Annotated in this window: 9 protein-coding genes and 3 tRNA genes; 8 read left to right on the top strand and 4 right to left on the bottom strand. The window is 59.4% G+C overall.

Going from position 1 to position 9,125, the window contains the following annotated elements:
- Positions 1–91, top strand: a 91-nt coding sequence (locus QYE47_RS22155; RefSeq protein WP_144180057.1) for an IS3 family transposase, incomplete at its 5' end; no start/stop codon positions are given.
- A gap of 132 nt (positions 92–223) precedes the next feature.
- Here the strand turns inward: QYE47_RS22155 and QYE47_RS22150 are convergent.
- Entirely contained in the window at positions 224–697 is a 474-nt protein-coding gene (locus QYE47_RS22150; RefSeq protein WP_003254783.1) for a Dps family protein, read from the bottom strand.
- Positions 698–978: 281 nt separating this feature from the next.
- Here QYE47_RS22150 and QYE47_RS22145 point away from each other — a divergent pair, with 281 nt between their 5' ends.
- Positions 979–1,572, top strand: a complete 594-nt coding sequence (locus tag QYE47_RS22145; RefSeq protein WP_014589994.1) for a cold-shock protein — start codon at positions 979–981, stop codon at positions 1,570–1,572.
- A 121-nt stretch (positions 1,573–1,693) separates the two neighbouring features.
- Here QYE47_RS22145 and QYE47_RS22140 read toward each other — a convergent pair whose 3' ends face one another.
- On the bottom strand, positions 1,694–1,900 hold the full coding sequence (locus QYE47_RS22140; RefSeq protein ID WP_012051473.1) for a SlyX family protein: 207 nt from the start codon (positions 1,898–1,900) through the stop codon (positions 1,694–1,696).
- A gap of 1 nt (position 1,901) precedes the next feature.
- Positions 1,902–2,321, bottom strand: a complete 420-nt coding sequence (locus tag QYE47_RS22135; RefSeq protein WP_014589992.1) for an HIT domain-containing protein — start codon at positions 2,319–2,321, stop codon at positions 1,902–1,904.
- Between the two features lie 691 nt (positions 2,322–3,012).
- On the opposite strand from QYE47_RS22135, the gene QYE47_RS22130 reads away from it, so the two are divergent.
- From QYE47_RS22130 to QYE47_RS22120, 3 genes are all read left to right on the top strand, one after another.
- Entirely contained in the window at positions 3,013–4,296 is a 1,284-nt protein-coding gene (locus QYE47_RS22130) for an OprD family porin (protein WP_019438836.1), read from the top strand.
- A 160-nt stretch (positions 4,297–4,456) separates the two neighbouring features.
- Complete coding sequence (locus QYE47_RS22125; RefSeq protein ID WP_014589990.1) at positions 4,457–6,172, top strand: proline--tRNA ligase; 1,716 nt, start codon at positions 4,457–4,459, stop codon at positions 6,170–6,172.
- 20 nt (positions 6,173–6,192) lie between these two features.
- Positions 6,193–7,146 (top strand): hypothetical protein, encoded by a 954-nt coding sequence (locus QYE47_RS22120; protein WP_014589989.1) that lies wholly within the window; start codon positions 6,193–6,195, stop codon positions 7,144–7,146.
- A 26-nt stretch (positions 7,147–7,172) separates the two neighbouring features.
- On the opposite strand, the gene dinB is transcribed toward QYE47_RS22120, so the two are convergent.
- Positions 7,173–8,231: a DNA polymerase IV gene (gene dinB, locus QYE47_RS22115; protein WP_162470265.1), complete on the bottom strand. Its 1,059-nt coding sequence runs from the start codon at positions 8,229–8,231 to the stop codon at positions 7,173–7,175.
- A 221-nt stretch (positions 8,232–8,452) separates the two neighbouring features.
- Here dinB and QYE47_RS22110 point away from each other — a divergent pair.
- The 3 genes from QYE47_RS22110 (at position 8,453) to QYE47_RS22100 (ending at position 8,951) form a co-directional block, all read left to right on the top strand.
- Positions 8,453–8,529 (top strand) — tRNA-Met (locus tag QYE47_RS22110).
- A 134-nt stretch (positions 8,530–8,663) separates the two neighbouring features.
- A tRNA-Met gene (locus QYE47_RS22105) sits at positions 8,664–8,740 on the top strand.
- A 134-nt stretch (positions 8,741–8,874) separates the two neighbouring features.
- Positions 8,875–8,951, top strand: a tRNA-Met gene (locus tag QYE47_RS22100).
- The last annotated feature ends 174 nt before the right edge of the window (positions 8,952–9,125 follow it).

Below are 9,125 nucleotides of genomic sequence, written 5' to 3'. Positions count from 1 at the left end.
TGAGTACATTCACTACTACAACCATGATCGCATCAAGCTGAGACTCAATGGCCTGAGCCCTGTGGAATACAGGGCTCGGGCTGTAGCTTAGAACTGTCCAACTTTTGGGGGGCAGTCCAGCCTGTGGGAGCAGACAATGCGGTGAATGGCACCGGCTGCGCCGGTGTTCGCCGGCGTGCCCGCTCCCACAGGGGTTGCGCAAGCTTTCCGTCTTGAGCAACGGTTACTTGCCGTCGAGCAGTACCCGCAGCATCCAGGCGGTTTTCTCGTGTACCTGCATGCGCTGCGTCAGCAGGTCGGCGGTCGGCTCGTCACTGACCTTGTCCACCACAGGGAAAATGCTGCGCGCAGTGCGTACCACGGCCTCCTGCCCCTGAACCAACTGGCGGATCATCTCGTCTGCCGGGGGGACGCCTTCCTCCTCCTTGATCGACGAGTGCCGTGCATAGAATGCATACGAACCCGGTGCAGGGAAGCCCAAGGCACGGATGCGCTCGGCGATCGAATCGACTGCCAGCGCCAGTTCGTTGTACTGCTCTTCGAACATCAGGTGCAAGGTGCGGAACGACGGGCCGGTGACGTTCCAGTGAAAGTTATGGGTTTTCAGATACAGCACGTAGGTATCCGACAACAGGCGGGACAGCCCATCGACGATGGACTTGCGATCTTCTTCACTGATACCGATATCGATTGCCATGAAGCTCCCCTTTCCATAAGGCTTGAGACTCAAGCGGTCGCCGACCACTGTAGCAACACTTGTCGCATGCCGCATGTGACATGGCGCAATACATCGCCCACTGGGCGGCCTGCGGTTTGAGTAGGCTGCGGCTTTACTGTTAAATAGGCACTGTGCCACCCGTGCGGATTGTCATTGCCGGGTGCATAGGCTGGCCTGCCACGTGTTCGCGCCCTATATCTCATGCGCACCGTGCTGCCAGCTCTTCCTGTGATCGGCCTTATCAACAGTGAGCCAACCCCATGTTCAAGATCGTCCATCTGGTGACGGGCGTGGCAGCTTTGCTGCTATCGCTCATACCCAGCCTGAAAACCGATGCGACACCCTTCCTGCAACAACCCGACGCGGTCTACCTGGCCCTGCTCGGCCTGCTCAACCTTGTGCTGGCCCCGGTCGTGCCGCTGTATCATCGCGGCGCGCGACAACAACTGCAGCACCTGGCCTGCGCCCTGCTGGTAGTCGCCGTCGTGCTGCAGACCCTGACGCTACTGGCCCGCCCCGAAATGGGCAACCTGGCAGCCCTGGTGTGTGCGGCGCTGGCCGTGGCCGTGCATCTGGCCGTGGGCTTTGCCCGCAGCCCGCGCAAGGCACGCGGCACTCAACACGTGACACAAGATGCTGGCAACCGTGATACCGGCACCGTCAAATGGTTCAACACATCGAAAGGCTTTGGTTTCATCTCCCGAGACTCGGGCGATGACATCTTCGTGCACTTTCGGGCCATCCGCGGTGAGGGCCACCGCATTCTGGTCGAAGGCCAGCGCGTGGAGTTTTCGGTGATGCACCGCGACAAGGGCCTGCAGGCCGAAGACGTGGTTGCAGTAAACCGCCGTTGACCAACGGCTGACCGGCCGACGCTATCAACGGCAAACCAGCGTCCACAAGGGCCGTGCTGCCCCTGAAGGCAGCATCATACCTGTGGGGGCTGGCTTGCCGGCGATAGCAGCCTGGAACAACTCAATAATGAGGAGGCGGGGCCTCTTCCCCTTCGCTGCCATACTGGCCAACCATCTCTTCATGACGCTTGATCAGCTCGGCCATCTGCAATTGCAGCCGCTCGATCACCCGCGCTTGCTCCACCACCACGTCATTCAGCGCCTGGATAGCGTCATCCTGAAACGCCTGACGGGTTTCCAGTTCGACCATCCGCATTTCCAGTGTCATCTCAGGCCTCTTGGTATCCAGCAAGTTGTAGCCCGCGCAGGCGCTGGCGAACAGCTTGCAGTTGATCATCGGTGTAGCCCACAGGCGCACACTTGCCCCATACCGGTGCCGGCCATGCGGCGTCGTCGCGCTGGCGCACAATCACATGCATGTGCAACTGGCTGACCACGTTGCCCAACGTAGCCACGTTCATCTTGTCGGCCCCATAGCTGGCCTTCAACGCCTCTGCCAACAAGGTGGTTTCCTGCCACAACTGCTGTTGCTCTGCCACATCCAGCTCGAACAGCTCACTGATACCAGCGCGCTTGGGCACCAGAATGAACCATGGGTAATTGGCATCCTTGCTCAGCAGCAACTGGCACAGCGGAAACTCTCCCAACACCAGCGAATCCTGCTGCAAACGCGAATCGAGGACGAACACGGCATATCTCCTTCAGGCAATACCATCCCGCTTCAGGCGGAAAACAGGCCAGCAAGGATACCTTGCACACTCCCGGTAACACAGCGCTACTTTTCGCACCAAAATGAGGCCACCTGCCCGCCCTCCCCACACTGACCACCCCACAAACGATGCTGGATGAACAAGTTGCGGTAACACTTTGACTCTAAAGGCAAGTTTTTAATTTCTAATGATTCTCGATCGCATAAATCACACAAGCAGCCTTCGTCCCGCATTTACGGGACTTTCCGACCCTCGGTAGCAGGTTTTGTGAAAATTTCATGAACTGTTGCGAATTTTGAGCACGCTTGTTGCATTCCCTTCACGCCAAGTCGGCACGACATCTGCAGTAGCAGGTGTACGCGACAAATAACAACAGCGACATGGGTTACCAGGGAGTTTCCTCAACCGGAATCGGCGGTTACAGATTCGTTACGGTGCCAGGAACAGCGCTGAGGTTATACGGCCCCTGAACCGGGGCGTGATTTGCGACATGGAAATACTTAAAAGCGACACGGTGAAAAAGTTCCGCAAAGAGTGCTTATAGCCATATCGCCAACAACAGTCTGCGTGCTATACATTTTCGCCGACATAAAAAGAAAGAGCTGCCCCATATAACTAAAAGACTTGGACGCAGCGGTACTCTTCCTAAAAACCAAAGGAGCAAATCACGATGCGCGTGATGAAGTGGAGCATGATCGCCCTGGCCGTTTCGGCAGGGACCTCGCAGTTGGCAATGGCCTCGGCACAGGACGAGTCCAAAGGTTTCATCGAAGACAGCAAGCTGAGCGTCAAGACCCGCATGCTGTACTTTAGCCGTGACTTCCGTAACAACGCGCCTGGCTCCCAGAGCCGCGTTGAAGAAACCGGCCTTGGCTTCCTCGGCACCTTCGAATCGGGCTTCACCCAAGGCACCGTAGGCTTCGGTGTCGACGCCATCGGCATGCTGGGCCTCAAGCTGGACAGCGGCAAAGGCCGCGCCGGCACCGGCCTGTTCCCGACAGGTGCCGACGGTCGCTCGCAAGACGACTACTCCGAAGGCGGCGGCGCAGTGAAAATGCGCATTTCCAACACCGTGCTCAAGTTCGGCGACCAGTTCACCGCCCTGCCAGTACTGGCTACCGACGACAGCCGACTGCTGCCGGAAGTGGCTGAAGGCGGCCTGATCACCAGCAACGAAATCGATGGCCTGACCCTGCATGCCGGTCACTTCACCGCACTCAACGCCCAGGCTCAGACCTACCACGACAGCCTGAACCTGACTGAAGCCAACGTCTTTGGTGGCACCTACGCCATTACCGACAGCCTCAGCACCAGCGTCTACTACTCGCGTATCGAAGATCACTTCCGCAAGTGGTACGGCAACATCAACTGGGCGCTGCCGATCAGCGACAAGCAAGGCCTGGTGTTCGACTTCAACATCTATGACACCAAGTCGATTGGCAACAACCTGACCGGCGCCTACGTCAGCAAGTCCGACGGCACCAATGAGCTGGACAACATCGCAGCCAGCCTGTCGGCCGCTTACAACGTTGGCGCCCACACCTTCACCCTGGCCTACCAGAAAGTCAGCGGCGACGGTGATTACGCTTACGGCGTGGACGGTGGCGGCACCGTCTTCCTGGCCAACTCCGTTGCCCGTTCCGACTTCAACGCCGAAGACGAAAAATCCTGGCAAGCGCGCTACGACCTGAACTTCGCCGAGTTCGGTGTACCTGGCCTGACCTTCATGACCCGCTACGTTAGCGGTACCGGTGCCACCACCCGCACCACCGACAGCGGCAAGGAATGGGAACGCGACATCGACGTCAAGTACGTGATGCAGAGCGGCCCGGCCAAGGACCTGAGCTTCCGCGTACGTCAGGCCACCTACCGTTCGGGCGATGGCGTGTACTACGGTTCCCCATCGATCGACGAACTGCGCCTGATCGTGGAGTACCCGCTGAGCATCCTGTAAGCCTGGCTTGCAGTGCCCCGCACCTGAAAAAGCCCGGCAATCACGCCGGGCTTTTTCTTGGCTGACAAGTGTCACGCCCTGGGGCATCCTGTACGCCTTCGTTTCCCCCCCGTACAATACGGGGCTATTTCAACGTCTTAGGCAATCGACACGGCTAACCATGCGCACCAGTCAATATTTGCTCGCCACCCAGAAAGAAACCCCTGCCGACGCAGTGGTCATCAGCCATCAGCTCATGCTGCGTGCCGGCATGATCCGCAAACTGGCCTCCGGCCTGTACACCTGGCTGCCGATGGGCTTGCGGGTAATGCGCAAGGTCGAAGCCGTGGTGCGTGAGGAAATGAACGCCGCCGGCGCCCTGGAAGTGCTGATGCCGAGCATCCAGCCCGCCGAGCTGTGGCAGGAATCCGGTCGCTGGGAACAATACGGCCCTGAGCTGCTGCGCCTGAAAGACCGCCACCAGCGTGACTTCTGCGTCGGCCCTACCCACGAAGAAGTGATCACCGACCTGGCCCGTAACGAGCTGTCCAGCTATAAACAGCTGCCGCTCAACCTGTACCAGATCCAGACCAAGTTCCGTGACGAGATCCGCCCGCGCTTCGGCCTGATGCGTGGCCGCGAGTTCATCATGAAGGACGCCTACTCGTTCCATGCCGACCAGGCTTCCCTGCAGGAAACCTATGATCGCATGCACCAGGCGTACACCAATGTGTTCACCCGCCTGGGCCTGGACTTCCGCCCAGTGCAGGCCGATACCGGCTCGATCGGTGGCAGCTACTCGCACGAGTTCCACGTGCTGGCCGAGTCTGGCGAAGATGACGTGATCTTCAGCGACAGCTCCGACTACGCCGCCAACATCGAGAAGGCCGAAGCCATCCCGCGTGAAACCGTGCGCCCTGCCCCTACCGAGGAGCTGCGCCTGGTCGACACCCCGAATGCCAAGACCATCGCCCAGTTGGTGGAAAACCACGGCCTGCCGATCGAAAAGACCGTCAAGACCCTGATCGTACGCGGTGCCGAAGAGGGCAAGCTGATTGCCCTGATCGTCCGTGGCGACCACGAACTGAACGAAATCAAGGCTACCAAGCTGGAACAGGTTGCCGACCCGCTGGTCATGGCCACCGAAGCCGAACTGCGCGACGCCATTGGCGCCGGCGCCGGCTCGCTCGGCCCGCTCAACCTGCCACTGGAAATCATCATCGACCGCTCGGTTGCCCTGATGAGCGACTTCGGCATTGGCGCCAACATCGACGACAAGCACTACTTCGGTGTGAACTGGGAGCGCGACCTGCCGGTTCCACAAGTCGCCGACCTGCGTAACGTGGTCGAGGGCGACCCGAGCCCTGACGGCCAGGGCACCCTGGTTATCAAGCGCGGCATCGAAGTGGGCCACATCTTCCAGCTGGGTACCAAGTACAGCGAGGCGCTGAAGTGCCAGGTGCTGGGCGAGAACGGCAAGCCGGTCGTGCTGTCGATGGGTTGCTACGGCATTGGCGTGTCCCGTGTGGTTGCAGCTGCCATCGAGCAGAGCTATGACGACAAGGGCATCATCTGGAACGACGCCCTGGCGCCATTCCAGATTGCCCTTGTCCCACTGCGCTACGAAACCGACGTGGTCCGCGAAGCAACCGACAAGCTGTATGCCGAACTGACTGCCGCCGGCTATGAAGTGCTGCTGGACGACCGCGACAAGAAGACCAGCCCAGGCATCAAGTTTGCCGACATGGAGCTGATCGGTATCCCGCACCGCATCGTCGTCAGCGATCGCGGCCTGGCCGAAGGCAACCTGGAGTACAAGCACCGCACCGAGCAGGACGCCCAGGCGTTGCCGCTCAATGAAGTGCTGACCTTCCTGCAGGCCCGCGTTCGCCGCTGATAACCAATGCACGAGTGATCATGTACAAGCGAAGTACCTTTACCCTTGGGGGCGCCGCACTGTGCGGCGCCCTGCTCGTCAGCGGCTGCGCCAACCAGATGTCCCAGCGCAGCGACCATGAGGAGCGCGTCGAGCGCAAACTGCTCGAGCACACCCTGCAGATCGATGTCGGCGAGCCGAAGGTGATGGAGCTTCCGCAGCGACGTGTGCGCGTGCATGAGCAAAAGCGCTTCGAAGTCACCGAATTCGAAGTGACCCGTCGCTATGACCGCTACACGCCTTACCAACCCTGGCGGGAGATCTATGAGATCCCGCTGGGTGCAGTGGCCGTGGTGGCGGGAGTCGGCGCCAATGTGGTCAACGTCTTCGCCTTGGGTAACCTGCCGCAAAGTATCACCCACGACTGGCTCAGCTATGGCGTGGATGGGCTCAACCCGTTCATGAACGTGCCATCCAACGGCCGCGCCCAGCAGAACCTGGCCGGGATCAGCGAAGTGCAGAAAGGCAAGCGCGAGGAATCCATCAGCCTGCCCTGGAGCGAGCGCCTGGTCGAGGTCAAGGCCGGCAAGATGACCCACGAGCTGACCACCGACCGCAACGGCGTGCTGCGCCTGAACCTGCTCGACAGCCCGTTCTCCGAGCAGAACCTCAACCACGTCGGCACCCTGCACCTGCAAGTACTTGACGAGGACAATGCGGTACGAGGCGATGCCAGCCTGTTGGTCAGCGCCACCCTGCGCAATAAGCTGCTCGAAGCCCATGAGCTGATCTTCGATGACCTCGAAGATGATGATGTCGGCCAGTGGGTGCACCGGGTCAAGCGCCTGTCCGAACTGGGCCTTGAAGAGGAAGCCAGTGAAATGGAACAGAGCCTGATCGAGCTGACCCGCAACGATCCGGAGCTGCAGCAGGAATTCTTGCAGTCGCTGACCAAGGCCACTGGCCGGTTGGTGGCTGATCCAGGCGTGCATTGACAGAAAGGGCTGCATTGCAGCCCCTTTCATTTGGACGGGAACAGCTCCAGCTGTTCATGCGCGCCCCGCAAGTCACGCAACCTCACCCCTACCCCTAGCAAGCGTACCGGCTTGCCGCCACGGGCGAACGCCTGCCCCAGCAATTGCCGATAACTCTCCAGGTCCCGGCCCGCCCCGGCCTGCTCCATGGTGGTCTGGCTGAAGTCATGGAACTTGACCTTGACGAACGGTTTGTCTGGCCGGTAACTGCTGTCCATTCGGGCGATGCGTTCGTTCAGGCTAGCCAGCAGCTCTGGCAGCCGCGCCAGGCAACTGGCCAGGTCTGGCAGGTCGGTGTCGTAGGTGTTTTCCACACTCACCGACTGGCGTCGGCTGTCGTTATGCACCGCACGCTCATCGATCCCACGCGCCAACCCCCACAACCGCTCGCCAAAACTGCCGAACTCGCGCACCAATGCCAGCCGTGACCACTCACGCAAATGCAGGCAGGTTTCGATGCCCAGCCGCGTCAGTTTGTCGGCCGTCACCTTGCCCACCCCATGCAACCTGGCCACCGGCAAGGCTGCAACGAACGTTTCCACTTCATTTGGGGTAATCACGAACAGCCCATTGGGTTTGCGCCAGTCACTGGCGATCTTGGCCAGAAACTTGTTAGGCGCCACGCCAGCCGACACAGTGATATGCAGGGTGCGGGCAACACGCCGGCGAATATCTTCGGCAATGCGCGTGGCGCTGCCCGAATACCACTGGCTGTCGCTTACATCCAGATAGGCTTCGTCCAGGGACAAAGGCTCGATGAGCTCTGTGTAGTCGCGAAAGATCGTGTGGATTTCCCGCGAGGCCTCACGGTAGGCCTCGAAGCGCGGCTTGACGATCAACAGGTCGGGGCAAAGCTTCAGCGCATGCCGCGATGACATGGCCGAGCGCACGCCATAGGCACGCGCTTCATAGTTGCAGGTGGCGATTACCCCGCGATGGTCGGGCGAGCCCCCCACCGCCATGGGGCGACCGGCCAGGCGCGGGTCGTCACGCATCTCGATCGCAGCGTAGAAACAATCGCAGTCGACGTGGATGATCTTGCGCAAGGACATGGACGACCGTCAGCACTGTAAATTCATACAGATAGTATCGCATGCGCCCTGCTCTGAAACAGCTCACCTGCTTTGCTACACGATAATCGGCCTGAAAGCCCCGCCGTGACTGAGCTGTACACGGCCATGAAGCGCTAAGGGTTTGAACAAAAAAGGTTTTTCCAAAACAATTGCTTGACATCAGTGCGTAAATCCGTAGAATTCGATCTCACAGGCGCGGGATGGAGCAGCCTGGTAGCTCGTCGGGCTCATAACCCGAAGGTCGTCGGTTCAAATCCGGCTCCCGCAACCAGATTCGAGAAAAGGCCACTGTTAACGCAGTGGCCTTTTTCTTTGCCCGTTTAAAAGCTTTTTCGAAAAAACATCGACAAATCAAAGCCTAGCGCTTGACATATAAACTACACGCTGTAGAATCCGCCCCACTGACGCGGGATGGAGCAGCCTGGTAGCTCGTCGGGCTCATAACCCGAAGGTCGTCGGTTCAAATCCGGCTCCCGCAACCAGATTCGAGAAAAGGCCACTGTTAACGCAGTGGCCTTTTTCTTTGCCCGTTTAAAAGCTTTTTCGAAAAAACATCGACAAATCAAAGCCTAGCGCTTGACATATAAACTACACGCTGTAGAATCCGCCCCACTGACGCGGGATGGAGCAGCCTGGTAGCTCGTCGGGCTCATAACCCGAAGGTCGTCGGTTCAAATCCGGCTCCCGCAACCATATTCGTCAGAACAAACCCCGCCTGTGTAATGCAGCGCGGGGTTTGTTGCTTTATGCCTCCCTGATTTTTGTCGCCTCGACTTTCCCTACCCTCATGCCAACCCGCAGGCTTGAGGTGTCGTGCCCAGGATGAACTATCTTTAACCCTGCCAAGCCGCTGCAAACGCCTGAGGC

Origin of the sequence: Pseudomonas sp. 2,4-D, assembly GCF_030418155.1 — a bacterium.
GTDB lineage: Bacteria > Pseudomonadota > Gammaproteobacteria > Pseudomonadales > Pseudomonadaceae > Aquipseudomonas > Aquipseudomonas alloputida.
This window is presented reverse-complemented; position numbering and strand designations above follow the sequence as displayed.

Excerpts from the sequence above, each read along its gene's own strand:
- QYE47_RS22130 (WP_019438836.1), top strand. The coding sequence starts at position 3,013 with ATGCGCGTGATGAAGTGGAGCATGATCGCCCTGGCCGTTTCGGCAGGG.
- QYE47_RS22125 (WP_014589990.1), top strand. The coding sequence starts at position 4,457 with ATGCGCACCAGTCAATATTTGCTCGCCACCCAGAAAGAAACCCCTGCC.
- QYE47_RS22140 (WP_012051473.1), bottom strand. The coding sequence starts at position 1,900 with ATGACACTGGAAATGCGGATGGTCGAACTGGAAACCCGTCAGGCGTTT.
- QYE47_RS22145 (WP_014589994.1), top strand. The coding sequence starts at position 979 with ATGTTCAAGATCGTCCATCTGGTGACGGGCGTGGCAGCTTTGCTGCTA.
- QYE47_RS22150 (WP_003254783.1), bottom strand. The coding sequence starts at position 697 with ATGGCAATCGATATCGGTATCAGTGAAGAAGATCGCAAGTCCATCGTC.
- QYE47_RS22120 (WP_014589989.1), top strand. The coding sequence starts at position 6,193 with ATGTACAAGCGAAGTACCTTTACCCTTGGGGGCGCCGCACTGTGCGGC.